This window comes from Streptomyces sp. NPDC088116 (assembly GCF_044741745.1).
GTDB lineage: Bacteria > Actinomycetota > Actinomycetes > Streptomycetales > Streptomycetaceae > Streptomyces.
The window spans coordinates 265,529-289,660 of the sequence record NZ_JBIUTF010000006.1 but is presented as its reverse complement, the minus strand read 5'-3'; the positions used below and the strand labels follow the sequence as shown (position 1 = coordinate 289,660).

The following is a 24,132-nucleotide window of genomic DNA, read 5'->3' as shown; positions in this document are numbered from 1 at the left end:
ACGTGACGTCAGAACAGGTGGATCGCCAGATGCCCCAACGGCAGCCCCAGTTGCCAGGCCGGCGTCCACACCTGGGGCCCCTCCTCCCCGGTCACGAACGGATCGTCGCCCGCCGGTCCCACCGCGTCGAGATCCGGCGCCAGCAGCTCCGTCTCCTCCAGCCACCGCCAGGCCGCGCCCGCCAGCTCCAGGTCCGGGTCACGGCTGCGCGTACCGGCCTCGAAGGCGACCGCCTCAAGACGGTCGAGCCGCCCGCAGACCCACTCCTGCCAGCAGGTCCCGTACGCGGTGAGGGAGCGCCACTCCTCCATGTGGGCCACCATCCGCGGACCGCCCGCCGAGCCGTCGGTGAGGAAAATGGTCAGGGCCAGCGCGTCCCGGCCCGCCCGGTACTCAAGTGTCGTGGGCGGCATCAGATCGCCGGTGCGCAGCAGTTCGTCGGCGAGGTATTCGGCGTACATCCAAGCCATCGGCACCAGCAGATCACCACCGCCCGCCCCTTCCGTACTCTCCGGACGCATCGCTTTTCCGCCTTCCTTTGTTTCTTCCTCCGAAGCGTGCTTCAGGGAGCATTGAACCGGCGGAGGCTGCCGCGCGTGGCCAGAAGGGCAGGATCGGGCGGCGGACGGGAGCGGATTGTGACGGGTGTGGCCGACGGTGACGCGACCGACGGTGGAACGGCCGATTCCGGCCCGCATGTACGGTCACTCCTCGGCGCCTATGTGCTGGGAGCCCTCGCGCCCGAGGAGGACCTGCGGGTGGTGGATCATCTGGCCGGCTGCGACCCGTGCGGCGCCGCCTATCTGGAGGTGGCCGACGTGCCGTCGCTGCTCGCGCTCTTCGACGAGGACGACCTGCTGTAGCCGGGCAGGGACCGGCCCAGTGCCCGAAGGGCGTAGTAGGAACGGGACTTGACCGTGCCGGGTGGGATCCCCAGTACTTCCGCGGTCTCGTTCACGCTCAGCCCGCGGAAGTAGATCTGCGCCAGCACCGCACGGTGCTCGCGGCTGAGGGCCTTCACCGCCTCCCGTACGTCGAGCACCGCGACGGTGCTCTCCGCGCGGTCGTCCGGGTCGGGGGTGGCGGCGAGGATTCCGTCGCTGACCTCGGGGGGCCGCGCCATCCGGGACCGGCGGGCATCGATCGCCAGCCTGCGCCCGACGGTGAACAGCCAGGGCCGCATGGAGTCGAAGGGCCCGTCGAACGCCTCGGGGTGCTGCCAGGCACGTACCAGCGTCTCCTGGAGCAGATCCTCGGCACGCTGCCGGTCGCCGTATGTCAGCCCCAGCAGAAAGTTCAGCAGGGCGGGTCCGTGATCACGCTGAAGCTCCGCCAGAACCCGCTCGTCGGCCGTCTCCGTTGCCGTGGCCGTGGTCATCGTGAACGCCCTTTCCCCGCCGGGATCGCTGTGGTGGCGGGATCGCGCCACCTGGCGTATCCGAACGCATGACGGCGTCCGGGGACAGGCGGCGCACAGAGGTCTGCGACGAGCGGTCGCTCACTGCGGCGAGCGGTGCGGTGAACGGTCCGGGAGAGGCGTTTGGGCCCTTTCATGCTCCTTGTCGGCTTGGTTACTTGACATCCATTTATGCGACTATATGGATTCATCGGGACGGTATCCCCGGAAATACGGAGCCTGGCCGATGACGAAACGTATGCGCAAAGGAGCGGTGGCCGCTGCGGCGCTGCTCATCGGAACGGCGGCGGCGTGCGCCGGGCCCGAACGGATCCCCGCCTCCGACCGGGGCGCCGCGGGACCCGCCGCGGCGCGGGGAGCGGAGCCCCCGGGCGGATTCACGCTCGTCGCCTCCGGCGATGTCCTGCCGCACGAATCCGTCATCAGGCAGGCCAACATCGACGCCGGCGGCGACGGCTACGACTTCGGTCCGATGCTCGCCGCGGTGAAGCCGGTCGTGTCCGGCGCCGATGTGGCGATCTGTCACATGGAGACCGTGTACGGGGAGGAGGACGGCCCGTTCAGCGGCTATCCCGACTTCGTTTCACCGCCCCAGATCGCCCAGGGCCTGCGGGACACCGGCTACGACTCCTGCTCCACCGCCTCGAACCACGCCCTGGACGACGGATCCGCGGGTGTGCGCCGCACCCTGGACGCCCTCGACAAGGCGGGCGTCAAACACGCGGGCTCGGCCCGCACGGCAGCCGAGGCCGCCCGCCCCGCCCTGATGACGGCGGGCACCGCCAAGGTCGCCCAACTCGCCTACACCTACGGCATCAACGACTCCCCGCTGCCCGACGGACAGCCCTGGGCGGTCGCCCTCATCGACGAAGAGAAGATCATCGCCGATGCCCGCGCCGCCCGGAAGGCCGGCGCCGATGTCGTCGTGGTGAGTGTCCACTGGGGCACCGAGTGGCAGGCGGCCGCCGACGAGGATCAGATCGATCTCGGCAGGAAGCTCACCGCGTCCCGCACGGACGGCCGGCCCGACATCGATCTGATCCTCGGCACCCACGCCCATGTGCCGCAGGCGTACGAGCAGGTCAACGGCACCTGGATCATCTACGGGATGGGTGACCAGATCGCCGGCACCATGACCAACGACGACGGCGAGCTCGACTCGCGCGGCAACCACGGCTCGATCGGCCGGTTCACCTTCGAGCCGCCCGCGGTGAAGGGGGAGCGCTGGCCGGTGAAGAGGGCCGAGTTCATCCCGCAGATGATGGATCTGGGGACCATGCGCGTGGTCAATCTGCCGGAGGCCGTACGCGAGGATCCCGACCGGGACGACTACAGCGAGGTCCAGGAGGAGATCAGCACGGCGGTGCTCAGCCGTGGCGCGGCGGTCGACGGCCTGTCCATGGCGAGGTAGTGCGCTGCCGGGACTCGACGCCGTATCGGGTGCCGGTGCCGGTGCCGGTGCCGTGCTGGTCGCGGTTCGGGGTGCCGGTGTCGGTTCCGGTTCTGGTACTGGTGTCGGCTACGGGACGACCGTGACCGGCCAGCGGCCCGCCTTGACCAGCCGTACCGCCACCGATCCGATCAACCGGTGCCCCGCCGATTCCGAGGCGCCGACCACCACGGCATCCGCCTTCAGTTCATCGGCCGCGCTGACCAGTCCGTTGTACGGGTCGCCGTGGAAGGTGTGGAACTCCCAGCGGACGTCCCAGACATCCCTGACCCGGTCTATGGCCACGCGGAGCTCCGCCACCAGCGCCTCGGCGATCTCCCCGGTCGTCTCCGCGACCGGGGCGCCGAGGGTGGCGCCCGCGGGCAGTACCGGCTGCACATAGACGATGGCGAGCAGCGCGTTCTGCCGCCTGGCGAGACCGCCGGCGTACGCGGCCGCGCGGAATGAGGTCTGCGATCCGTCCACACCGGCGACGATCACCTTGGGGCCGTCGGTTCCACGTTCGAATTGGGTGGGCTGCTGCTCGGTCACGGCAGGCAGGCTATCCGCTCCCGAATCGCAGCTCGCGGGCGGTGTCCCCGCGGAGCGGTCCGCGTCGGGCCGCGCCTCCACGGAGCGTTGGGCCGACGAGGCATCGAACACAGGGGCGGCCGCCAGTGGCGCGCGCCCCTGTGCCGGCGCACCGCTGTTCCACCGGAGCGTCGTTGCCGCGCCGGAGACGGGGCCTGGCCGGGCGCAGCTCATCCCATCGGGTGCATTCCCCTGGATCGCCGGTGTTGCTGAGCGGCACGGAGCATCCGCCGTGCGAGCTATTAATCATGAGAAGTGATCAGCTGATTCCGGGGCGCCGTGCCGTCCTTCGGATCGCGGCCTGCCTCGGCGCCGCCGTCACCGCCCGGATCCTGACCGCGGGTCAGGCCGGCACGCCGGGCCGCCCGCCGGCTCCGGCCCCGGCGGCGGGCCCGAAGCGGGCCGCCGCCCTCAAGCCCTCCGCGTACCGGCTGGATCCGATGACGGAAGCCGTACTGCCCGGCAGTCGCAGGAACCCGCCCCCGGTACGCCAGGTGCCCTTCCTGGAGTTCCCCGAGCTGGGTCACACCATGGTGCTCACCTTCGACGACGGGCCCGACCCCGCCTACACACCCGGCATCCTGCGCACGCTGCGCGAGTACGACGTGCGCGCGATGTTCCTGGTCTGCGGGGAGATGGTCGACTCGAGCCCCGATCTGCTGCGGGAGATCGCCGACGACGGACATGTGATCGGCAACCACACCTGGTCGCACCCGCGGATGACCAAGCTCGCCCGGTCGGAGATCCGCAACGAGATGGAGCGGACCAGCGAGGTCATCGAGGAGGCCATCGGCACCGCGCCGCTCTGGTACCGCGCGCCCTACGGCGCCTGGAACCGGCACTCCTTCGAACTCGGCGCCGAACTGGGCATGGAACCACTTGCCTGGACCGTCGACAGTCACGACTGGACCACCCCGCCCCCTCCGGCCGACAGCATCGTCAGCAGGGTGCTGGACGGGGCGGGCCCCGGGGTCGTCATCCTCTCGCACGACGCGGGCGGCGACCGCACGCAGAGCGTGGCGGCGCTGCGCCGCTATCTGCCTCAGCTGCTGGACGAGGGCTACCGCATCGCCGTACCGCACCGCTGAGCCGCCCCACCCGCCCGTTCCTGGCTGGTCAGCGGGTCTTGACCAGCCGGGCGAAGACGACGACATTTCCGTCGTAACCCTGTGCCTTCGAATAGGTGCCGCCGCAGGTGATCACCCGGAGTTCGGCGTGGCCGGTGTCGCCGTAGACCTGGGATCCGGGGAAGTCGTTCTTGGAGAAGACCTCGACGCCGTAGATCTCGAACACCGCTGTCCGGCCGTCGAAGCGGCTCACCTCGACGTGCTGCCCCTTCTCCAGGGAACCGAGCCCGAAGAAAACAGCGGGCCCGCCCTTGTTGTCGACATGCCCGACGACCACCGCTGTGCCACGCTGGCCGGGGGAGACGCCGTTCTGGTACCAGCCGGCCAGATTGGGGTCCTGCGGCGGCGGAGCCGCGATCCAGCCGTTCTGGTCGAGCCCCACGTCCACGACCGGTGCGTCGATCTTGATCGCGGGGATCCGTACCCGGGACATCGGGGCGTACGGCAGCGGCTTCATGACCGGGAGGGGCCTGGTGGCGGCCGCCGCGGGGTCGGGCCGGTCGTCCAGCGAGGCGGCCGCCGCCGGCTGCGGGGGTCCCAGTGGTGTGTCCACCCCGTTTCGCATCATCGCCAGGCCGGTCAGCATGACAAGAGCCAGAACCCCCCAGGGAGAGCGTTTCCTCGACTGCGGGGTGCTGTGGTCCTGGCCCATAGTTCTCCCTTCGTGGGCACCTGGGGGCACGCTAAGCGCGGACCGCCCCGGTGGCGATCACTGGCGGGCGAACGGGTGGCCGGTCCGGCCGCGATGACCCATCCGAGTAGGCCGCGTGCAAAAACTTCTGACGGTCTGTGACCTGCGGCTCCGTCAGGCGCGGGCGTCTTTCCCGGGCGTGTCGTCTCACCGAGGTGGACCAGTGCCGAAATGCGGCGATTGGATCATCCGGTGAGGGTTCGTCATGGAAGGCGTACTCGTCGAATTTCCCGGAGCACCGCTTTGGGGCGTCTTCCGCTGGAGGTTCAACGATGCGTGCTTCACGCGCTCTCGCGGTGACCGCGACCGCCTGCGCGGCCGTGGCGCTCTCCGCCCCGCTGGCCGGCGCCAGCAACGGTCCGACCAATGTCACCGTCAACCCGTTCTCGGTCCACCAGGGCAGCCGGATCGAGATCTCCGTCCGGGGCTGCGGCCACGGAGGCACCGTCACGTCCAATGCCTTCTCGAGGGCGGAGCTGTCGGTGAACGCCTCGGGACACTCCACCGCCACGGCCCGTATCCACGACAACGCCACACCCGGCCGCTACAACCTGGCCGTGCGGTGCAGCGACAACCCCAGAGTCGCGACGCACCAGTTCGAGGTGCTCGCCGGACTTGGCGCGCTCGGCGGCCTCGGCGGTTCCGTCGGCCCCAGCTCGACGGAGATGGCCTTCGGCGGGGGGCTCGTCGTCATGGCCGCCGCGGGTGGTTCGCTCTTCCTCGCGCGGCGTCGCCGTCTGACCGGTGTGCGGGTCTGACCGGTCGCCCGTGCCCCGGTCGCCCATGATCTTGTGTCTCTTGTCCGCCCGTCCCGCTCCGGTCGATTCCGTGAGCGCCCCGACATCGCGAGTGCCCCGGACGCCCGTCGCCCCGAGTCCTCTGCCAGGACTCGGGGCGACGGGCGCGATGCGCGGTGGTGAGCCGGGTCAGTGTGCGCGGGCGTCTGCCCGCCGACGGACGGCGTAGATCGTTCCGGTGGCCGCCGTCACCACCAGCGCGGTACCGGCGACGATCTCGGCGGCGCTCACGCCGCCGACGCTGCCGCCGAGACCCCCCTGGACACCCGCGGGCAGAATCGAGGTGGAACTCGCCGTGGGCGTCGACGGGGCGCGGGCGATGGTGAGCGTCCTCGTACCCGTCGTGCCGTTGCAGGAGAAGGTCACCCGGTACGACGCACCGGGCTTGGCGTCCCAGTCCACCGTGGCGGTGGCCGGTCTGCCCGACGTCACGGTGACGGTGTCGAAGACCGCGGAAGAGGCGGTGGCGGACGACGCGCAGTTGGTGACGGACAGGGTCACCCGGCCTCCCGGTGCGACCGTGGAGGGGCTGACGGTGTATCCGAACCGCGTGCTGCCGCCGTTGACCGCGGCCGCCGCCGTGGGGGCGGTGAGTGCGAGTGCGGCCACTGAGAGCAGAGCGGCGGATGCGGCACGTATCGCGCGCATGGTCAGTCCTCCGGGTCCCCGAGGAGCAACTGCGGAACCGATTTCCACAAAGGGCAAGGGATGCGCCTCGATGCCGGAAACGCTAGGAGCGCCCTATCACACCCGCGATCGCTGACGGGCGAATGGGGCACGGGTGTCCCCCGGGCGGCGGAGCCCGTGCCGTGCCACGCCTCTCTGTCACGGCCGAAGACATGACAGGGAGGCGTGACCCGACGTCACGGGCCGAGACCATGGCCGTACGCCGGACCTCGGCTTCGGAAGTAAGACGTCAGAACTGGACGTCAGAACCGGACGTCACGAACGGATCTGTGGGAACAGATCGAGGAACGGCGCCGTCGTCGCGCCGATACCGCGGCCGTAGGGAGCGTCGAAGTCCCAGATGAGGAAGAGCAGGAAGGCGATCAGCACGCTGAAGAGTCCCGCCAGCAGGAGCTCGCGGAAGGTACGGCGGATCTGGAGGACGAAGATCATCCCGACCGTGACCAGTGCGCCGCCGATGAGGCCGGCCCAGACGACGCCGGGCATGGTGGCACCCGCGTTCTCCCCTCGGGCGCCTCTGGCGTCGTCGGCGGTGGCCACCTGGTCGAGCAGCGGCTGATACGCCTGGCCCTCCAGATCCGTGCGCGGCGCGTACTGGGTGACATCGCGGCGGAGCTGACCGAACAGCCGCGTGCCCTCCGGGTTGAGTGCCTCGTGCTCGGACATGTGCGGCCACTCGGTGTGGACGACGTACGAGACGTAGGCGTCCACGTCGGCGCGGATCCGGTTCCTGACGTCGGCCGGGTAGACCTGGACCCGCTCCCGGACCTCGTGGAGTGCCTGCGCCTCCTGGCGTACGGACTCCTGGGCCGCGCCCCGCGCCTCCCAGACGCCGGCGATCGCGAGGCCCAGCACGATCGCGTAGACCACGCCGATCATCATCGTCATGTAGTCCATGACGTCAGGGGTTTCGGAGGGATCGTCGTCGTCCTCGTCGATACGACGGTGATTGATGACGACGGTGGTGAGAACGACCGCGCAGACAGCGGCCAGAGCGATGCTCAGAACGAGCCATTCCGACATGGGGTCTCCGTCGGTCAGCGGGAACGGGGGCGTAATACGGCCGCGGCGAGCACGGCCGGAGCCGTGATCAGGAGCATCAGGAGGACGGGCGAGGTGCCGTTCCGGGGCTGCTTGCGGGGCGCCTTGTGGTACGCGGGCAGGGCCACCGCGGGTGGCGTCGGGCCGGCGGACGGAGTGGGCGACGGACGGCTCGGGCTCGGGCTCGGCGCAGGCGTGGGCGGCGGCTCGGGCGCTCGCGTCGGTGGCGGTGTCACCCGGGGCGGGCGGGGAGCCGGCCGGGCCCGCGGTGGTGGCGCCGGAGGCTCCGGTACGACGCTCGGCGGCCTCGGTGGCGACGGCCTCGGCGGCTTCGGCGGTTCCGGAGGCGTCGGTTCCGGAGATGCCGGTGGCGTCGGAGACGGCGTCGGTTCGGGCGGGGACTCGGACGGCCGGGGAGGAGTGGGCGTCGGGGTCGGGGTCGGCCGACAGTCGCCGCTGCCCGCCACGGCCACCGCCCAGACGGAACCACCGGGACCGATCGAGACGTAGGCACAGCTGTGGGCCGAGGCGGGCGTGGAAGCGGCCGACAGCGCTATGAGTGCGGAGGCTGCCAACAGCCGTCCGACGAGCGATCCATACACGGGCAGGAGCTTGGTCCCGATCCGGTCAGATCATGCCTGAAGTACTTCAAATTCCCTCGGACGAGGGTATTTGGCGGTCCTGTGAGGAGCCTGTCAGAAGTTTTTTCGGCCGCGTTGAACGCTACGCGCCCCCGGACCCGTATTCAGGGCTATGAACGGCGGCGCAGTCGAGCGCCTCAACTGGAGTCACTGACAACAGGAGTTGACATGAACACCTGGCGGAACGCCTCGCTCGCGGTGACCGCGGCGGCCGTACTGGCCCTGACGACGGCGTGCGGTCAGGACCCAGGCACCAACACCAACGGACAGTCTGTCGGGGCGGCTTCGCCGGCCGGTCAGCCCGGCTCCGCCGGTTACGGCGACACCGACTACGGCGCCGGTGCGGGAGCGGGAGCGACGGGGGCGGCGGCCGCCGCGGCCAAGCCCGCGGGACAACTCGCCGTGTTCGAAAGCAAGAAGCTCGGCAAGGTCGTCACCGACAGCGAGGGGTTCACGCTCTACCGCTTCGACAAGGACACGCCGAGCCCGCCCAAGTCCAACTGCGTGGGCGACTGCGAGAAGACCTGGCCGATCGTGAAGGCGGGCGACGCCAAGGCCCCGGCCGGTACCGACGCCGCGCTGCTCGGCGAGGTCACCCGCGCCGACGGCACCAAGCAACTCACCATCGACGGCTGGCCGATGTACCGCTACGCCAAGGACGCCAGCGCCGGCGACGCCAACGGCCAAGGTGTGGGCGGCACATGGTTCGCCTCGGCCCCCGACGGCAAGAAGGCCTCCACCGGGGGCTCCGCCTCCGGGGGTGCTCCGGCCGACCTCGCGGGGCTGTCGGTCCGCAAGGACCCCAAGCTCGGTGACATCGTGGTCGACGCGAAGGGAATGACGGTCTACCGGTTCACCAAGGACACCGCCTGGCCGATGAAGACGGCCTGCACCGGAGCCTGCCTCGACAAGTGGCCGGTTGTCGCTCCCGTCGCCAAGAACGATGTCGAAGGCGTCACCACGAAGGGCTTCGTGACCTTCGACCGTCCCGACGGAATCAAGCAGCAGACCCTCAACTGCTCGCCGATCTACACCTTCGCCGGTGACAAGAAGCCGGGCGACACCAATGGTCAGGGCGTCGGCGGCACCTGGTACGCCGTCTCCCCCGACAATGAGCTGGTCGGAGCGTCCAAGTAGTCCCCACGCCCACGCTCCGGCCCACCGGTCCGCCGTCACGCCCCCCGTGTGACGGCGGGCCGGTTGCATGTGCCGTTGACGTGTGACCAAGAACGGATCGTTAATTTCCGTTTGGGCTCGCTCTCTTGGCGGGCGATCAGTAGCCTCGGCTCGAACAACCGGCCGTGTACTCGGCCGTGACTCCGTGGCGACTTGTTGGAGACATCGATGGAGCGTCCCGCCTGGGCCCCGCAGGGCATCGACATATCGATGCCAAGCGTTTCCCGTATTTACGACTACTATCTGGGCGGTTCGCACAATTTCGAGGTGGACAGGGAAGCCGCCCGCCGGGCGATGGGTTTCATGCCGGGACTTCCCACGATCATGAAGACGAACCGCGCGTTCATGCGCCGCGCGGTGAAATTCGCGGTGGACGAGGGAATCACCCAGTTCCTCGACATCGGCTCCGGCATTCCGACCTACGGCAATGTTCATGAAGTCGCCCAGGCCGCCCACCCCGACAACCGGGTGCTCTACATCGATCACGACCCGGTCGCGGTCGCCCACAGTCAGGCCGTTCTCGCGGGCAACGACAACGCTGCCATCCTGGCCGCGGACCTCCGCAAGCCCCGCCAGATCCTGGACAGTCCCGAGACCCTCCAACTGCTCGACCTGGACCGGCCCGTGGCGCTGCTCCTCGTCTTCGTACTGCATTTCCTGGAGGACGAGGACGATCCGTACGGGGCGGTGGCCGAGCTGCGTGACGCACTCGCGCCCGGCAGCCTGGTCATCCTCACCCACGCCTCCTACGACGGCGTCCCGCTCCCGCAGGAGCAGGCGGGCGGTGCGGTGGACGTCTACCGGGAGATCCGCAACCCGCTGGTGATGCGGAGCCGCGAGGAGACGGCACGGTTCTTCGACGGCTTCCGGATGGTCGCGCCCGGCCTGGTGTCCATGCCGGACTGGCGGCCCGACTGCCCCGCCTCCGCGGAAGACCCGTACGCCTACTCGGGCTTCGCCGGAGTGGGACGCAAGGCGTGAGGGTACCGGCGCGGGCGACGGGCTCCGGGGCGGATCCGGACGGCCCGGAGGACAGACTGAGGCGTTTCGCGACGATCTGGAGCCGGGCGATCTTCCCGTCGACAGCCACGTCCTTGACGCGCCCCGAGTTCGAAACGCATCTGACCCCGCTGGCACGGGAGTTGAAGGAGGCGCTGCACGCGCGTCACTTCGACACCACGCCCGCCGGGCGAGTCGGGGCCGACCTCGTGGCGGCCAACTGCACCGACCCCGACGCCCTGAGCCGTACGCTCGGCGTCATCGACTCCTATCTGGTGCTGTACTGCGGTACGGAGGACCTGCCCGCGGAGGAGTGCCGGGCCCGCTGCGCCCGTCTCCAGCATGTGCTCGCGGCCGGTTTCGCCCATGCGCTGCGCGAACGGACCCTCGCCGAGCAGGAGGCCATCGCCCGCTCCGCGCTCGCCGCGCGCAGCGAGGCCGAGGTGGCGCTGCACGCCACCGAGGCGCGCTTCCACGCGGTGTTCGAGGGCGCGGCCATCGGTATCGGCATAGCCGACCTCGACGGCAACGTGCTGGAGGTCAACGACACCCTCACCCAGATGTTCGGCGGGCTGGAGCACCACGTCCGCAGCCGCAAGGTGAGCGAGTGGGTCCATCCCGAGGACGGGCCCCATGTCTGGCGCATGTACGGCGAACTCACCCGGGGAGAGCGCGAGCACTTCCGTGTCGAGAAGCCGTTCTACCGCAACGACGGCACGGTGCTCTGGACCAATCTGACGCTCTCGCTGTTGCGCGACGCCGAGGGAGCCCCGCAGTACCAGCTGGCGCTGATGGAGGACACCACCGAGCGGCGGCTGCTCAATCTGCGGCTGAGGTACGAGGCCACACACGACGCCCTGACCGGGCTGCCCAACCGGACACTGTTCTTCGAACGGCTGGAGAAGACCCTCGCCGCGGACGAGGGCGCGCGCTTCGGCCTGTGCTATCTCGACCTCGACGGCTTCAAGGCGATCAACGACAGCCTCGGCCACGCGGCGGGGGACCGGCTGCTCGTCGAGGTCGCCGACCGGCTCCAGAGCTGCGCCACGGCCCCGGGCGAGATGGTGGCCAGGCTGGGCGGCGACGAGTTCGTCGCACTGACCACCGGGCCCGGTACCGAGACCGGCGCGACCGATCTCGCCTCCCGGATGCTCGGCGCGCTCTCCCACACGGTCCGGCTCGACGGCCGGGAGTTCACGGTCAGGGGCAGCGTCGGCATCGTGGAGGGGCTCGCCGCCGAGCACAGCGCCGCGGAGGTGCTGCGCAGCGCGGACATCACCATGTACCGGGCCAAGGCGGCGGGCGGCAACCGTTACGAGCTGGCCGACGCGGAGGCCGACGCCCGCGCCATCACCCGGCACGGACTGACCACGGCGCTGCCGGCCGCCCTGGAACGCGGCGAGTTCTTCATCGAGTACCAGCCGCTGGTGCACCTGGGGGACGGCACGGTGCACGGTGCCGAGGCGCTGGTGCGCTGGTCCCATCCGCAGCACGGCATTCTCGGCCCCGACCGGTTCATCCCGCTCGCCGAGCACACCGGGCTGATCGTGCCGCTCGGCCGCTGGGTGCTGGAACAGTCCGTACGCCAGGCCATGGCCTGGCAGCAGCAGTTGCCCGATGGGACACCCGGCGCACCGCTGCGGATCAATGTGAACCTCTCGCCCACCCAGCTGCACCACCCCGGACTGGTCACCGACACGGTGGAGGTGCTCGACCGGATCGGCCTGCCGCCGGGATCGCTCTGCCTGGAGGTCACCGAATCGGCGCTGATCGGGGCCGACGAGGATCTGCTGAAACCGCTGCGCCAGCTCGCCGAGATGGGCGTGGACATCGCGCTGGACGACTTCGGCACCGGCTACTCGAACCTGGCCAACCTGCGCCGGCTGCCGGTGAGCGTACTCAAGCTGGACCGCTCCTTCACCCAGGGAATGCAGCAGCATCCGGCCGATCCGGTCGACCTGAAGATCGTGGAGGGGATCGTCTCACTCGCGCACAGCCTGGAGCTGGCCGTGACGGTGGAGGGCGTGGAGACCGGGGCGCAGGCGGAGCATCTGCGGCGGCTGGGCTGCGACACCGCACAGGGCTGGTACTACGCCAGACCGGGGCCGCCCGAGCAGCTTCGCTCGCTGTCGCTCGCGGACGCCGTCTGAACCGTCCCCCGTGCCGCCGAGCGGGTCGCCGTACGCCCGGGTCCTGTGCGATCCGTTCGAGGTCCTGTCCGGGCGTTCCGGGCCCGGCGAAGACCGGCCGGGCAGGACCTGGCGGTTCACTCCGTGCGGGGCGCCCATGGTGACGGCCCGGCAGAAGCCGGGGCCCCGCCTTCCGCCGGGCCCCGGACCCCGGCCTGGGTGGCCAGCAGCACCTTCTGGAGCTCGCGGGCGGCCCGCGGCGGGGCGACATCGCTGCGGTGCGCGAGCGCGATCGTACGGCGCAGCCCCGGCCGGGCCAGGGCGGTGACCCGCAGATCGCGGGCCCGCGCCGCCACCATGCTCGGTACGACGGCCAGGCCGAGACCGGCCCGTACGAAGCCGAGGACGGCGTCCATCTCGCCGCCCTCCACGGTGAACGACGGCTCGAACCCCTCGGCCCGGCAGGCGGCCACGGTCAGCTCGCGCAGATCGTAGCCGTGCCGGAACATCACCAGCGGCTCGCCCTCCAGATCGGCGATCCGGACCGGGCGCCGCGGGGCGGGCGAGGCCGCCGAGGAGACCACGACCAGATCCTCGTGCAGCAGCTCGACCGTGGTGAGCGCGGGGGAGGCGGCCGGCAGCGGCATCACCACCAGCGCGAGATCCAGCGCGCCGCGCGCCAGCTCCCGTACCAGATCGTGCGAACCGCTCTCCTCGATCAGCAGCTCGATGCCCGGGTGGAGATCGTGGAAGGCCCGCAGCACCTCGGGCAGCAGCCCCGTGCACAGACTCGGTGGCGCCCCCAGCCTGACCCGGCCGCGGCGCAGCTGCACCAGCTCCAGTACCTCGTGCCGGGCGGTCTCCGTGTCGGCGAGGATGCGCCGGGCCAGCGGGAGCAGTGCCTCACCGGCGTCGGTGAGCGCGACATTGCCCCGGGCCCGGCTGAACAGCTCGGCCCCCAGCTCCTTCTCCAGCGCCCTGATCTGCTGAGACAGCGACGGCTGCGAGACATGGACGCGCTCGGCGGCGCGTGTGAAGTGCCGGGTCTCCGCGACGGCCACGAAGTACAGAAGCTGCTGGAACTGCATCCCTTCATGATAGGCGCAGCCTATGGAGATCAGCCGGACCATGTCTTGGACCTCTGAGCCGCCGAGATCTAGCGTTCTGTCCATGGCTCTGGCAACGCGGACGGACCGACGGCCCTCCTTGGCCCGCACCCTGTGGGTATCGACGGTCGGGAAGAAGACGGTCATGGCCGTGACCGGCCTGATCATGCTCGGCTATCTGGTCGCGCACATGTACGGCAACCTGAAGATCTTCTTCGGGCTCGACGCCTTCAACGAGTACGCGCACTGGCTGCGGACCATGGGCGAGCCCATGCTGCACTACGAATGGGCGCTCTGGATCGTACGAGTCGTCCTCGTCGTCGCCGTCGTCCTGCACGGCGTCTGCGCCTACCAGTTGAGCCGCCGGGACCTCGCCGCCCGCCCCAGCAAGTACGTACACAAGCGGCCCCGCGCGAGCTATGCCACCCGCACCATGCGCTGGGGCGGGATCATCCTCGCCCTGTTCATCGTCTGGCACATCCTCGACCTGACGACCGGCACCGTGCACACGGGCGGCTTCCAGTCCGGCCGCCCGTACCAGAACGTCGTGGACACCTTCTCCACCTGGTACGGCAACGTCATCTACATCGTCGCGATGCTCGCCCTCGGCCTGCACATCCGGCACGGCTTCTGGAGTGCCGCACAGACCCTCGGCGTGGGCAACGCCACCCGCGACCGCGTCCTCAAGGCCACGGCCAACGTGCTGGCGCTGGTCCTGACCGCGGGCTTCGTCGCCGTACCCGTCGCCGTCATGACCGGAGTGGTGAGCTGACATGAACAACCAATCCACCGACTACGCCGACTACAGCGCGTACGCCCTCGGCGAACCGATCGCCGACACCAAGGCCCCGGACGGCCCCGTCGCCGAGCGCTGGAACAGGCGCCGGTTCGAGGCCAAGCTGGTCAACCCGGCCAACCGCCGCAAGCACACCGTGATCGTCGTCGGTACGGGGCTGGCGGGCGGCGCCGCGGGCGCCACGCTCGCCGAACAGGGCTACCACGTCGTCCAGTTCTGCTACCAGGACTCGCCCCGCCGCGCCCACTCCATCGCCGCCCAGGGCGGCATCAACGCCGCCAAGAACTACCGCAACGACGGCGACTCCGTCCAACGGCTCTTCTACGACACCGTCAAGGGCGGCGACTTCCGGGCCCGCGAGTCCAACGTCCACCGGCTCGCCGAGGTCTCGGTCGAGATCATCGACCAGTGTGTCGCCCAGGGCGTGCCCTTCGCCCGGGAGTACGGCGGACTCCTCGACACCCGTTCCTTCGGCGGCGTGCAGGTCTCCCGTACCTTCTACGCGCGCGGCCAGACGGGCCAGCAACTGCTCCTCGGCGCCTACCAGGCACTGTCACGGCAGATCGCCGCGGGCACCGTCGAGATGCACCCCCGTACCGAGATGCTCGACCTGATCGTCATCGACGGACGGGCCCGCGGCATCGTCGCCCGGGACCTGATCACCGGCAGGATCTCCACGTACTTTGCGGACGCGGTGGTCCTCGCCTCCGGCGGCTACGGCAACGTCTTCTACCTCTCGACCAACGCCAAGAACAGCAACGCGACGGCCATTTGGCGGGCGCACCGGCGCGGCGCGCATTTCGCCAACCCCTGCTTCACCCAGATCCACCCCACCTGCATCCCGCGCTCCGGTGAGCACCAGTCCAAGCTGACGCTGATGAGTGAATCGCTGCGCAACGACGGCCGGATCTGGGTGCCGAAGGCGCGCGGCGACCGGCGTCCGCCGGCCGAGATCCCCGAGGATGAGCGCGACTACTACCTGGAGCGGATCTACCCCGCCTTCGGGAACCTCGTCCCGCGTGACATCGCCTCGCGGGCGGCGAAGAACGTCTGCGACGAGGGACGCGGCGTCGGGCCCGGCGGCCAGGGCGTCTATCTCGACTTCGCCGACGCCATCGCCAGGCTCGGCCGCAAGGCGGTCGAGGAGAAGTACGGCAACCTCTTCGAGATGTACGAGCGGATCACCGCCGAGAACCCGTACGAGGCGCCGATGCGCATCTACCCGGCGATCCACTACACGATGGGCGGACTCTGGGTCGACTACGACCTCCAGACCACCATTCCCGGTCTGTTCGCGATCGGCGAGGCCAACTTCTCCGACCACGGAGCCAACCGGCTCGGCGCGTCCGCCCTGATGCAGGGCCTGGCCGACGGCTATTTCGTCCTGCCCTCCACGATCAACGACTATCTCGCCCGCCATCCGCACCACGACGAGATCGACGACTCCCACCCGGCTGTCGAGGAAACCGTCGCCGAGACCGAGGACCGGCTGCGGTTGCTGCTCGCCGTCGACGGCGACCGCACGCCCGACTCCTTCCACAAGGAGGTCGGCGAACTCCTCTGGGAGCACTGCGGGATGGCCCGCAGCGAGGAGGGACTGCGCAAGGCGCTCGACCGGATCCCGCAGATCCGCGCGGAGTTCTGGCGCCGGATCAAGGTGCCGGGCACCGGCGAACAGCTCAACCAGTCGCTGGAGAAGGCCAATCGCATCGTCGACTACCTGGAACTCGCCGAGCTGATGTGCCTCGACGCCCTGCACCGCGCCGAGTCCTGCGGCGGCCACTTCCGCGAGGAGTCACAGACCGGGGGCGGTGAGGCGGCGCGCCGCGACGAGGAGTTCACGTACGCGGCGGCCTGGGAGTTCACCCGGACCGGCGCCGCGCCCGTCCTGCACAAGGAAGACCTCGTCTTCGAGTACGTCCACCCCACCCAGCGGAGCTACGCATGAGGCTCACCCTGCGCGTCTGGCGCCAGCCGGACGCCGACGCCCCCGGTGCCATGGTCACCTACCGCATCGACGGCATCTCCGAGGACATGTCGTTCCTGGAGATGCTCGACACCCTCAACGAGGAACTGATCCTCAAGGGCGACGAACCGGTCGCCTTCGACCACGACTGCCGCGAAGGCATCTGCGGCGCCTGCGGCGTCGTCATCAACGGCGACGCCCACGGCCCCGAACGCACCACCACCTGCCAGCTCCACATGCGGCACTTCGACGACGGCGACACCATCGACATCGAGCCCTGGCGGGCCGGTGCCTTCCCGGTGGTCAAGGACCTCGTGGTGGACCGTACCGCCTTCGACCGGATCATCGGCTCCGGCGGTTACATCACCGTCCCCACCGGAGCCGCGCCCGAGGCCCACGCCACCCCGGTGCCCAAACCCGACGCCGACTCCGCCTTCGAACACGCGGAGTGCATCGGCTGCGGCGCCTGCGTCGCGGCCTGCCCCAACGGCTCCGCGATGCTCTTCACCTCGGCCAAGGTCAACCACCTCAATGTGCTGCCGCAGGGCGCGCCCGAGCGGGAGACCCGCGTCCTCGACATGGTCGCGACCATGGACGAGGAGGGCTTCGGCGGCTGCACTCTCACGGGCGAGTGCGCCACCGCGTGCCCGAAGGGCATTCCGCTGCCGTCGATCGCAGCGATGAACAAGGAGTGGCTGAGGGCGGCCCGCAAGGTCACGCGTTAGGGCGGCGGCCGGGGCGCGCCCGTGCGGGTTTCAGGGGCGCACGGGCGCGCCCCGGCCGGCCCGCCCCGCACCGGCCTGTCAGATGCCCTCCTCCAGGCGGAAACCGACCTTCAGACCCACCTGGTAGTGCTCGATGTCGCCGTCGACGATATGGCCGCGGACTTCCGTCATCTCGAACCAGTCCAGACCTCTCAGCGTCTGGGAAGCCCGGCTGACGCCGTTGCGGATGGCGTCGTCGATCCCCTCGTGGGAGGTACCGACGATCTCGGTGACCCGGTAGGTGTGGTGGGACATGAGCCGCTCTCCTCTTCGCGCGTTTCATGCGTCTCGTACGTCTCGTACAGCTTTTGCGTCTCTTGCATCATGGATGTCATCAGGTGTCGTGAACGTCTTGCTCGTCACCCCACCGTGCCCCACCACGCGGCGGTCCGCGAGGCGCGTGGCCGGTAAGTGCCCCCTGGCTCGGGAGACCTCTTTTCGGGGGAGACCCCTTCATTCAGCCGTCTCACATCCGCACTCCTCCGTGTGGTCATGTCAAATCCAGTCGGTCACGGAAGAAACGAAGGGACAGCGTGCGGGGCCCGACGCGCCGACGTCGGGTTCCGGCCACCGGCCTTCCCCACCGGCACAGGAGTTCGTCATGTCCGCCATCGCACCCGCTCCGTTCCCCTCGTCCACCCTGACCGCAGCCGCGTTCGCCCCCACCGTCACTCCGGCTCCCCCCGCCGGCGGTGACGAGTCGCGCTACGTGGTCTCCCTCGCCCGCACCCAGGACGACGTACGGGCCGCGCAGCGCCTGCGTCATCTGGTCTTCGCCGGCGAGCTGGGCGCGCGGCTCGACGGGCCGGAGCCCGGCCTGGACGTCGACGCGTTCGACGACTACTGCGACCACCTGTTGGTGCGCGAGGAGAGCACCGGCGAGGTCGTCGGTACGTACCGGCTGCTGCCGCCCGCGGCCGCCAGGGCCGCCGGACGGATCTACTCCGACAGCGAATTCGACCTCACCCGGCTCGCACCGATCCGGCACGACCTGGTCGAGGTCGGCCGTTCCTGCGTCCACCCGCTGCACCGCACCGGCGGCGTCATCGCCCTGATCTGGGGCGGACTCGCCCGCTACATGACCGCCACCGGACACAACTGGCTGGCGGGCTGCTGCTCGATTCCGCTCGCGGACGGCGGCACCCTGGCGGCCTCGACCTGGCACGGCGTGAAGAACAGGAACCTCGCGCCCGAGGAGTACCAGGTCACCCCGCGCCGCCTCTGGACCCCGGACGACTCCGTCGCCCCCGCGGTCCCCTCCGAGCTGCCGCCCCTGCTGCGTGGCTATCTGCGGCTCGGCGCCTGGGTGTGCGGGGCGCCCGCGCACGACCCGGAGTTCGGCGTCGCCGACCTGTACGTCCTGCTGTCGATGCGCCGCACCAACCCCCGCTACCTGCGGCACTTCCTCTCCCTCGTTCCCGCCGCATGAGCGCCTGGCTGCCCGTCGCGCCCTGTACCCCGCACGACTGCGCCACCCACCGCGGCCCCAGGACCCGCGCGTTGGCCGCGGTGGGCCGACTGCTGGTGGGAATCCCGCTCGTCCTGGCCGGGGCGCTGCTCACGCCACTTCTCGCCCTGTTGGGTGCGGCCGTACGGGACCGGCTCACCGCCGCATGGGCCCATTCGGTCCTCCGGGTCTTCGGACTGCGGGTCCGGGTCGCGGGACAGCGCCCGGCCCTGCGCCGGTCCCGGCAGGCGAGCGGTGGAGTGCTGGTCGTCGCCAACCACATCTCCTGGCTGGACATACCGGCCCTCGGCACCGTCTTCCCGTCGCGGATGCTGGCCAAGAGCGAGATCCGGAGCTGGCCGGTCATGGGTGTGCTGGCCGCCAGGGGCGGCACGCTCTTCGTGGAGCGCGAAAGGCTGCGGGCCCTGCCCGGCGCCGTACGGACCGTCTCCGAGGCGCTCACCGCCGGTTCCCGGGTGGTCGTCTTTCCCGAGGGCTGTACGTGGTGCGGCCAGGACCAGGGCCGGTTCACCTCGGCGGTCTTCCAGGCCGCGCTCGACGCCGGGGTTCCCGTACGTCCCGTACGCATCACCTACCGGGCACCGGACGGACAGGCCTCCGGCGCCCCGGCGTTCGTCGGGAACGACACACTGCCCGCGTCGCTGTGGCGGGTCGTGACGGCCGGCGGGCTCACGGCGGAGATCACGGTCCTGCCGCCGATCCCCGCCGGGCGCCACACCGACCGCCGATCGCTGGCCCACGCGGCCCGTACGGCCGTACTCGGGTCCGCTGCCGCCGGTCGCGCTTCCTCCGGGACCGCCGTCGCGCGCGCCGCCGTGGCTCAGACCACCGTCGCGAGCGACAGGGCGAACCGGCCGGCCTCGTCGGTCCACCAGTGCGACAACTCCATTCCCGCATCGGCCAGTTCGGTCCGTACCCGGTCCTGACGGAACTTCGCCGACACCTCCGTACGCACCTCCTCACCGGCCTCGAAGTGCGCCACCAGATCCAGTTCGGGGATCTTCACGGTGAGGGCACGGCGTGCCCGCAGCCGCATCTCGATCCACTCCCGCTCCGGATCCCAGAGCGCCACATGGTCGAAGTCGGCCGGGGCGAAGTCCGCGCCGAGCTCCCGGTTGATGACGGTCAGTACGTTCTTGTTGAACGCGGCCGTCACACCGGTCGCGTCGTCGTATGCCCGGACCAGCACGGACTCGTCCTTGACCAGGTCCGTGCCGAGCAGCAGGGTGTCACCGGGCACCAGCAGCGCCCGGACCGAGGCCAGGAACGCCGCGCGTTCGGCGGGCAGCAGATTGCCGATCGTGCCGCCGAGGAACGCGACCAGCCGGGGCCCCGGGGTGCCGGGCAGCGCCAGCCCGCCGGTGAAGTCGGCGATCAGCGCGTGCACATGGAGTCCGGGCCGCTCGCCGAGCAGGGTCTCGGCCGCCCCGGTCAGCGCGCTCTCGCTCACATCGACCGGCACATAGCTGTGCAGGCCGGTCAGCGCGTCGAGCAGATGGCGGGTCTTGTCGGACGATCCCGAGCCCAGCTCGATCAGGGTGCGCGCGCCGGTCGCCGCCGCGATCTCCGGCGCGCGGGCGACGAGGATCTCCCGTTCGGCCCGGGTCGGGTAGTACTCGGGCAGCCTGGTGATCTCCTCGAACAGCTCGCTGCCCCGGGCGTCGTAGAACCATTTGGGCGGCAGCGTCTTGGGCGTACGGGTCAGCCCCTGGAGCACATCGGCACGCAGTGCGGCCTCCGTGGCATCCTCGGGCAGCGTGCGGGTCAGCAGGAACGGGCTCACGCGGGGGGCTCCTTGAGAGGGGAGAGCAGAACGTCGGTGCGGGTCGCCACCAGCAAAGTGCGGTCCGGGACCTCGCGCCAGCGCGGATCGTCGTCGTACGGCTCCGAGGCCACCACCGAGCGGTCGCCGGGACCGGTGAGGCACCAGAGCGTGTCGCCCCAGGAGGTCGCCGCGATCCGCTCACCGTCGGTGACCAGCAGATTGAGCCGGGAGACGGGCGCGGCCGTGGCGACGTCGAGGACGGTGTCGGCCAGCGCCTGGCCCAGCTCGTCCCCGGCCCGCAGCCGGTGCAGCAGCAGCGCCCACACCAGCGCGGAGTCGTTGCGGGCCGCGAGCGAGAGCAGTTCCTCGGCGGGGAGCGAGGCGGCCAGGGGCGCGACACCGCCGGGCCAGCCGCCGACCGCGCCGTTGTGGCTGAACAGCCAGCGGCCGGCGGCGAACGGCGCCGCCGCCGCCTCGCCGTCGGCGCCCGGTTCGGTCGCGTCACGCACCGCGGCGAGCAGGGATCCGGTACGGACCACCCGTGCCAGATCGGTGAACCCGAGGTCCCCCCAGATGGGACCGGCCCGCCGGTAGCGGGCGGGCACCGGATCGCCGTCGGCGTACCAACCGACGCCGAAACCATCAGCGTTGACGGTCCCGTTCCGCTGGCGGCGCGGTGCCCACGACTGCCGGTACAGCGCGTGCGGAGGCTCGACGAGAATCTCGCGCAGCGCCACCGGTGGTCCGAGGTAAGCGATATGACGGCACATCAGGCACCACCGGACCCTGACCCCGAGGAACCCGCCGTGGTGGAATCGGCGGGCACACGATCGCTGATCACGGAATCGGCCGTACGGGCCGTACGGAAGCCGGAGAAGATCTGGCGGCGCACCGGCAGGTCCCAGTTGCGGAACGTACCCCGGCACGCCACCTCGTCCACCGCGAACGAGCCGCCCCGCAGCACCTTGTGCGCAGCGCCGAAGAACACCTCGGAGTACTCGCGGTACGGGAAGGCCGCGAAGCCCGGATACGGCAGGAAGTCGCTCGACGTCCACTCCCAGACGTCCCCGATCAACTGCCGTACCCCCAGCGGGGAAGCGCCTCGCGGATAGCTGCCCGCCGGGGCCGGCTGAAGATGGCGCTGGCCCAGGTTGGCCCGCTCAGGTGTGGCCTCCTCGTCGCCCCACGGATAGCGCGACGACCGGCCCGACGCGGGGTCGTAGCGGGCCGCCTTCTCCCACTCCTCCTCGCTCGGCAGCCGCCGCCCCGCCCAGCGGGCGTACGCGTCGGCCTCGTACCAGCTCACATGCAGCACCGGCTCCTCGGCGGGGACCGGCTCCACCGCCCCGAAGCGGCGGCGCACCCACTGCCCGCCCTCGCGCCGCCAGAACAGCGGCGCGCCGATGTTGTGTTCGCGGATCTGCGCCCAGCCCTCGGCGGCCCACCAGCGCTCGTGCGTGTAGCCGCCGTCCTCGATGAACTGCTGATAGGCGCCGTTGGTCACCGGCACGGTGTCGATGAAAAACGCCGGGACGAGCCGCTGATGCGCCGGGCGCTCATTGTCCAGCGCCCATGGTTCGGTGGAGGTGCCCATGGTGAAGGGCCCGGCCGGTACGAGCACTTCGGAGGGCAGCCCCGACGTGTCCCCGGCGGGCGGCGGCGGCGCGGTCAGCGCGCTGGGGCCCCGCCGCAGCTGGTGGGTGATGAGCATGGTCTCGTCGTGCTGCTGCTCGTGCTGCGCGATCATCCCGAAGGCGAAGCCCGCGTCCAGCAGCGGACCGCCGCCGTGCAGCGGCGTGCGCTCGACGATGTCCAGGACCCGGCCCCGTACGTCGGCGGCGTACGCCCGTGCCTCGGCCGGCGGCAGCAGGGGCAGCGTGGGCCGCGCGGACCGGGGATGCTCGAACGCGTCGTACACCGAGTCGATCTCCGGGCGGATGGCGTCACGGCCTCCTACGGTCCGCAGCAGCCACTGCTCCTCCTGATTGCCGATGTGCGCCAGGTCCCAGACCAGCGGGGACATCAGCGGCGAGTGCTGCGCGGTCAGCTCATGGTCGTCGACACACGAGGTCAGCAGGGAGGTACGGTCCCGGGCGGCCGTCAAGGAGTCGAGGGCGCGGCGCCGCAACTGCTCGGCCGGTACGGCGGCGGGCAGGTCGGCGGTCCGGGTGGGGCGGTCGGTCATGAGAGGAGATCCTTCCCGGTCACGGGCGTGCGCAGATCGTCGGCGGGACATCGGCCCGGCAGGACGTAGCGGTCGTTGAAGGCGGCTACCGCGTCCCGCACGGCCGGGGTGGCGCCGATGCGCGGAAGAGCTTCCTGGGCGGCGGCGAAGCAGGCCGTCGCGGCGGAGTGCAACTCGGGGTCGGCCAGGCCGTACCGGGCGGCGTTGACCCAGAGGGGGTTGTGGGGGGCGGTCAGGGAGCCGGCCGTCTCGGCGAGTGACTTGACGGTGCGGTACACGGTCTCCGACGCCTCGGCGTCGTCGAACAGCGCGGTGGTGACGGCGAGCGGCACCATCCAGCCGTCCTCCCCGGGCTGCGCGTCGATCATCCGCAGTTCCAGATGACCGCGCGGCCGGATGGGCGGGAAGAGCGTGGTGAGGTGGTAGTCGAGATCGGCGCGGACCGGCGGACGCGGCAGCCCCGACCGGATCCAGTCCCGGAAGCTCAGCCCCTCCGGCACGGACCACGGGCCCCGGTCCGCCCTGATACACATCACCGGCGCGTCCAGGGCGTGCGTGGCCCACGCCTCGCGCGGCCCGGACCGGGCGGACGGCGCGGCGGTGCGAGCCGGGTCCAGCTCGGCCCACATCGCCTGCCGGGTGGAGCGCCAGCCGGTCTGTCCGCCCTCCCGCATCGGCGAGTTCGCGAACGCGGCGACCAGCACCGCGCCCAGCAGATGGGCCAGCTGCCAGCGCCTGCCGTACCCGAGCGGGCCCGGCTCCTCGTGGCCCGCGTCCAGGCACACCTGGATGGAGGCCGTCGACCGCATCATGGCCCGCCCGGCCGGACCGATCCGGTCCAGATAGGCCTCCATCGCGTCGTAGCGCGGCTCGCGCAGCATGCGGTGGGGGGAGTGCCAGGGATCGTGACCGAGACCGGAGAGTCTGAGGCCTGCCGTACGCAGCGCCGGGCGTACGGCGTCCAGGTCGGCGGCGGTGGTGGTGATGCACTCCATCAAGGACTCGGCGGGCGGGGAGCTGAGCTCCAGCTGGCCGCCGGGTTCGAAGGTGAGTGCCGATCGCAGGCGCAGGGTCCGCAGGTCGTCGAACGCGTCGTGGAGACGGAGGGCCGGGACCGGTCGTTCGGGGGAGTGCAGGTCGTGGACGAGCCATTCCAGTTCTACGCCCACGGTGCGGGGCGGGCCCGTCTTGAAGCAGATACCGCGGACCAGATCCAGGGCGTCGTTCTCGCCGAGCGGTGAATCCTCATCGGTGAAACTGTCGGGTGGCATGGCCGGATCCTTCTGTCGAAGACCGTGACCGGACCCCGTCCCGGGTCGGGGCGGAGCGCTTCGTCCAACCTAAGGGCACTCTTGCC

At 70.7% G+C, this 24,132-nt stretch carries 25 protein-coding genes; 13 read left to right on the top strand and 12 right to left on the bottom strand.

What is annotated here, in order from left to right; all coding sequences use genetic code 11:
* Positions 1 to 8 precede the first annotated feature (8 nt).
* Positions 9 to 521 carry a hypothetical protein gene (locus tag ACIOJD_RS24870; RefSeq protein ID WP_401917577.1) on the bottom strand — a complete coding sequence of 171 codons (513 nt, stop codon included), beginning with the start codon at positions 519 to 521 and terminating at the stop codon, positions 9 to 11.
* Positions 522 to 596: 75 nt separating this feature from the next.
* Between ACIOJD_RS24870 and ACIOJD_RS24865 the strand changes: the two genes are divergently transcribed.
* On the top strand, positions 597 to 863 hold the full coding sequence (locus ACIOJD_RS24865; protein WP_401917575.1) for a zf-HC2 domain-containing protein: 267 nt from the start codon (positions 597 to 599) through the stop codon (positions 861 to 863).
* On the opposite strand, the gene ACIOJD_RS24860 is transcribed toward ACIOJD_RS24865, so the two are convergent.
* Positions 800 to 1,378 carry a sigma-70 family RNA polymerase sigma factor gene (locus ACIOJD_RS24860; protein ID WP_401917573.1) on the bottom strand — a complete coding sequence of 193 codons (579 nt, stop codon included), beginning with the start codon at positions 1,376 to 1,378 and terminating at the stop codon, positions 800 to 802. The genes ACIOJD_RS24865 and ACIOJD_RS24860 overlap by 64 nt on opposite strands.
* A gap of 265 nt (positions 1,379 to 1,643) precedes the next feature.
* Between ACIOJD_RS24860 and ACIOJD_RS24855 the strand changes: the two genes are divergently transcribed.
* Positions 1,644 to 2,828, top strand: a complete 1,185-nt coding sequence (locus tag ACIOJD_RS24855) for a CapA family protein (RefSeq protein WP_401917571.1) — start codon at positions 1,644 to 1,646, stop codon at positions 2,826 to 2,828.
* A 108-nt stretch (positions 2,829 to 2,936) separates the two neighbouring features.
* Here ACIOJD_RS24855 and ACIOJD_RS24850 read toward each other — a convergent pair whose 3' ends face one another.
* Complete coding sequence (locus ACIOJD_RS24850) at positions 2,937 to 3,398, bottom strand: universal stress protein (protein WP_401917569.1); 462 nt, start codon at positions 3,396 to 3,398, stop codon at positions 2,937 to 2,939.
* Between the two features lie 287 nt (positions 3,399 to 3,685).
* Here ACIOJD_RS24850 and ACIOJD_RS24845 point away from each other — a divergent pair, with 287 nt between their 5' ends.
* Positions 3,686 to 4,525 (top strand): polysaccharide deacetylase family protein, encoded by an 840-nt coding sequence (locus tag ACIOJD_RS24845; RefSeq protein ID WP_401917567.1) that lies wholly within the window; start codon positions 3,686 to 3,688, stop codon positions 4,523 to 4,525.
* Between the two features lie 28 nt (positions 4,526 to 4,553).
* Here ACIOJD_RS24845 and ACIOJD_RS24840 read toward each other — a convergent pair whose 3' ends face one another.
* On the bottom strand, positions 4,554 to 5,216 hold the full coding sequence (locus ACIOJD_RS24840) for a class F sortase (protein ID WP_401917565.1): 663 nt from the start codon (positions 5,214 to 5,216) through the stop codon (positions 4,554 to 4,556).
* Positions 5,217 to 5,527: 311 nt separating this feature from the next.
* On the opposite strand from ACIOJD_RS24840, the gene ACIOJD_RS24835 reads away from it, so the two are divergent.
* A complete protein-coding gene (locus tag ACIOJD_RS24835; RefSeq protein WP_401917563.1) occupies positions 5,528 to 6,013 on the top strand; it encodes a hypothetical protein in 486 nt (161 codons plus the stop codon).
* A 168-nt stretch (positions 6,014 to 6,181) separates the two neighbouring features.
* Here the strand turns inward: ACIOJD_RS24835 and ACIOJD_RS24830 are convergent, their stop codons facing one another.
* Positions 6,182 to 6,700: a hypothetical protein gene (locus ACIOJD_RS24830; protein WP_401917561.1), complete on the bottom strand. Its 519-nt coding sequence runs from the start codon at positions 6,698 to 6,700 to the stop codon at positions 6,182 to 6,184.
* Between the two features lie 294 nt (positions 6,701 to 6,994).
* Positions 6,995 to 7,762, bottom strand: coding sequence for a hypothetical protein (locus ACIOJD_RS24825; RefSeq protein ID WP_401917559.1), 768 nt, complete (start codon positions 7,760 to 7,762; stop codon positions 6,995 to 6,997).
* 63 nt (positions 7,763 to 7,825) lie between these two features.
* Between ACIOJD_RS24825 and ACIOJD_RS24820 the strand changes: the two genes are divergently transcribed.
* The 4 genes from ACIOJD_RS24820 (at position 7,826) to ACIOJD_RS24805 (ending at position 12,746) form a co-directional block, all read left to right on the top strand.
* A complete protein-coding gene (locus tag ACIOJD_RS24820) occupies positions 7,826 to 8,290 on the top strand; it encodes a hypothetical protein (RefSeq protein WP_401917557.1) in 465 nt (154 codons plus the stop codon).
* Between the two features lie 299 nt (positions 8,291 to 8,589).
* Positions 8,590 to 9,558, top strand: a complete 969-nt coding sequence (locus tag ACIOJD_RS24815) for an SCO0930 family lipoprotein (protein WP_401917555.1) — start codon at positions 8,590 to 8,592, stop codon at positions 9,556 to 9,558.
* A 207-nt stretch (positions 9,559 to 9,765) separates the two neighbouring features.
* The gene (locus tag ACIOJD_RS24810) at positions 9,766 to 10,578 is read left to right on the top strand and encodes an SAM-dependent methyltransferase (protein WP_401917554.1); all 813 of its coding nucleotides are present in this window, start codon (positions 9,766 to 9,768) and stop codon (positions 10,576 to 10,578) included.
* Positions 10,575 to 12,746: a putative bifunctional diguanylate cyclase/phosphodiesterase gene (locus ACIOJD_RS24805; protein WP_401917552.1), complete on the top strand. Its 2,172-nt coding sequence runs from the start codon at positions 10,575 to 10,577 to the stop codon at positions 12,744 to 12,746. Before ACIOJD_RS24810 ends, ACIOJD_RS24805 begins: the two co-directional genes overlap by 4 nt.
* Before the next feature lie 116 nt (positions 12,747 to 12,862).
* On the opposite strand, the gene ACIOJD_RS24800 is transcribed toward ACIOJD_RS24805, so the two are convergent.
* On the bottom strand, positions 12,863 to 13,813 hold the full coding sequence (locus ACIOJD_RS24800) for a LysR family transcriptional regulator (RefSeq protein WP_401917550.1): 951 nt from the start codon (positions 13,811 to 13,813) through the stop codon (positions 12,863 to 12,865).
* 82 nt (positions 13,814 to 13,895) lie between these two features.
* Here ACIOJD_RS24800 and ACIOJD_RS24795 point away from each other — a divergent pair, with 82 nt between their 5' ends.
* The 3 genes from ACIOJD_RS24795 to ACIOJD_RS24785 are packed head-to-tail and all read left to right on the top strand — an operon-like array spanning position 13,896 to position 17,318.
* Positions 13,896 to 14,603 (top strand): succinate dehydrogenase, encoded by a 708-nt coding sequence (locus ACIOJD_RS24795; RefSeq protein ID WP_401917548.1) that lies wholly within the window; start codon positions 13,896 to 13,898, stop codon positions 14,601 to 14,603.
* Between the two features lies 1 nt (position 14,604).
* Positions 14,605 to 16,575, top strand: a complete 1,971-nt coding sequence (locus tag ACIOJD_RS24790; protein ID WP_401917546.1) for a fumarate reductase/succinate dehydrogenase flavoprotein subunit — start codon at positions 14,605 to 14,607, stop codon at positions 16,573 to 16,575.
* The gene (locus tag ACIOJD_RS24785) at positions 16,572 to 17,318 is read left to right on the top strand and encodes a succinate dehydrogenase/fumarate reductase iron-sulfur subunit (protein WP_401917544.1); all 747 of its coding nucleotides are present in this window, start codon (positions 16,572 to 16,574) and stop codon (positions 17,316 to 17,318) included. The genes ACIOJD_RS24790 and ACIOJD_RS24785 overlap by 4 nt, the downstream gene beginning before the upstream one ends.
* Before the next feature lie 78 nt (positions 17,319 to 17,396).
* Here the strand turns inward: ACIOJD_RS24785 and ACIOJD_RS24780 are convergent, their stop codons facing one another.
* Positions 17,397 to 17,612 (bottom strand): dodecin, encoded by a 216-nt coding sequence (locus ACIOJD_RS24780; RefSeq protein WP_401917542.1) that lies wholly within the window; start codon positions 17,610 to 17,612, stop codon positions 17,397 to 17,399.
* Between the two features lie 346 nt (positions 17,613 to 17,958).
* On the opposite strand from ACIOJD_RS24780, the gene ACIOJD_RS24775 reads away from it, so the two are divergent.
* Together ACIOJD_RS24775 and ACIOJD_RS24770 are read left to right on the top strand one after the other, a co-directional pair.
* Positions 17,959 to 18,786, top strand: a complete 828-nt coding sequence (locus ACIOJD_RS24775; RefSeq protein ID WP_401917540.1) for a GNAT family N-acetyltransferase — start codon at positions 17,959 to 17,961, stop codon at positions 18,784 to 18,786.
* A complete protein-coding gene (locus tag ACIOJD_RS24770; RefSeq protein WP_401917539.1) occupies positions 18,783 to 19,751 on the top strand; it encodes a lysophospholipid acyltransferase family protein in 969 nt (322 codons plus the stop codon). The genes ACIOJD_RS24775 and ACIOJD_RS24770 overlap by 4 nt, the downstream gene beginning before the upstream one ends.
* Here ACIOJD_RS24770 and egtD read toward each other — a convergent pair.
* The 4 genes from egtD to egtA are packed head-to-tail and all read right to left on the bottom strand — an operon-like array spanning position 19,646 to position 24,046.
* Complete coding sequence (gene egtD / locus ACIOJD_RS24765) at positions 19,646 to 20,608, bottom strand: L-histidine N(alpha)-methyltransferase (RefSeq protein WP_401917537.1); 963 nt, start codon at positions 20,606 to 20,608, stop codon at positions 19,646 to 19,648. The two genes, ACIOJD_RS24770 and egtD, sit on opposite strands and share 106 nt — an antisense overlap.
* The gene (gene egtC, locus ACIOJD_RS24760) at positions 20,605 to 21,360 is read right to left on the bottom strand and encodes an ergothioneine biosynthesis protein EgtC (protein WP_401917535.1); all 756 of its coding nucleotides are present in this window, start codon (positions 21,358 to 21,360) and stop codon (positions 20,605 to 20,607) included. Before egtC ends, egtD begins: the two co-directional genes overlap by 4 nt.
* Positions 21,360 to 22,775, bottom strand: coding sequence for an ergothioneine biosynthesis protein EgtB (egtB, locus tag ACIOJD_RS24755; RefSeq protein WP_401917533.1), 1,416 nt, complete (start codon positions 22,773 to 22,775; stop codon positions 21,360 to 21,362). The genes egtC and egtB overlap by 1 nt, the downstream gene beginning before the upstream one ends.
* On the bottom strand, positions 22,772 to 24,046 hold the full coding sequence (egtA, locus tag ACIOJD_RS24750) for an ergothioneine biosynthesis glutamate--cysteine ligase EgtA (protein WP_401917531.1): 1,275 nt from the start codon (positions 24,044 to 24,046) through the stop codon (positions 22,772 to 22,774). The genes egtB and egtA overlap by 4 nt, the downstream gene beginning before the upstream one ends.
* Positions 24,047 to 24,132: the final 86 nt, after the last annotated feature.

Bases quoted from the DNA above. Each gene is read 5' to 3' on its own strand.
- egtA (WP_401917531.1), bottom strand. From the start codon at position 24,046: ATGCCACCCGACAGTTTCACCGATGAGGATTCACCGCTCGGCGAGAAC.
- ACIOJD_RS24810 (WP_401917554.1), top strand. From the start codon at position 9,766: ATGGAGCGTCCCGCCTGGGCCCCGCAGGGCATCGACATATCGATGCCA.
- ACIOJD_RS24790 (WP_401917546.1), top strand. From the start codon at position 14,605: ATGAACAACCAATCCACCGACTACGCCGACTACAGCGCGTACGCCCTC.
- egtC (WP_401917535.1), bottom strand. From the start codon at position 21,360: ATGTGCCGTCATATCGCTTACCTCGGACCACCGGTGGCGCTGCGCGAG.
- ACIOJD_RS24825 (WP_401917559.1), bottom strand. From the start codon at position 7,762: ATGTCGGAATGGCTCGTTCTGAGCATCGCTCTGGCCGCTGTCTGCGCG.
- ACIOJD_RS24830 (WP_401917561.1), bottom strand. From the start codon at position 6,700: ATGCGCGCGATACGTGCCGCATCCGCCGCTCTGCTCTCAGTGGCCGCA.
- ACIOJD_RS24845 (WP_401917567.1), top strand. From the start codon at position 3,686: ATGAGAAGTGATCAGCTGATTCCGGGGCGCCGTGCCGTCCTTCGGATC.
- ACIOJD_RS24775 (WP_401917540.1), top strand. From the start codon at position 17,959: ATGTCCGCCATCGCACCCGCTCCGTTCCCCTCGTCCACCCTGACCGCA.
- ACIOJD_RS24795 (WP_401917548.1), top strand. From the start codon at position 13,896: ATGGCTCTGGCAACGCGGACGGACCGACGGCCCTCCTTGGCCCGCACC.
- ACIOJD_RS24780 (WP_401917542.1), bottom strand. From the start codon at position 17,612: ATGTCCCACCACACCTACCGGGTCACCGAGATCGTCGGTACCTCCCAC.
- egtB (WP_401917533.1), bottom strand. From the start codon at position 22,775: ATGACCGACCGCCCCACCCGGACCGCCGACCTGCCCGCCGCCGTACCG.
- ACIOJD_RS24785 (WP_401917544.1), top strand. From the start codon at position 16,572: ATGAGGCTCACCCTGCGCGTCTGGCGCCAGCCGGACGCCGACGCCCCC.
- ACIOJD_RS24815 (WP_401917555.1), top strand. From the start codon at position 8,590: ATGAACACCTGGCGGAACGCCTCGCTCGCGGTGACCGCGGCGGCCGTA.
- ACIOJD_RS24770 (WP_401917539.1), top strand. From the start codon at position 18,783: ATGAGCGCCTGGCTGCCCGTCGCGCCCTGTACCCCGCACGACTGCGCC.
- ACIOJD_RS24855 (WP_401917571.1), top strand. From the start codon at position 1,644: ATGACGAAACGTATGCGCAAAGGAGCGGTGGCCGCTGCGGCGCTGCTC.
- ACIOJD_RS24800 (WP_401917550.1), bottom strand. From the start codon at position 13,813: ATGCAGTTCCAGCAGCTTCTGTACTTCGTGGCCGTCGCGGAGACCCGG.
- ACIOJD_RS24835 (WP_401917563.1), top strand. From the start codon at position 5,528: ATGCGTGCTTCACGCGCTCTCGCGGTGACCGCGACCGCCTGCGCGGCC.
- ACIOJD_RS24870 (WP_401917577.1), bottom strand. From the start codon at position 521: ATGCGTCCGGAGAGTACGGAAGGGGCGGGCGGTGGTGATCTGCTGGTG.
- ACIOJD_RS24840 (WP_401917565.1), bottom strand. From the start codon at position 5,216: ATGGGCCAGGACCACAGCACCCCGCAGTCGAGGAAACGCTCTCCCTGG.
- ACIOJD_RS24860 (WP_401917573.1), bottom strand. From the start codon at position 1,378: ATGACCACGGCCACGGCAACGGAGACGGCCGACGAGCGGGTTCTGGCG.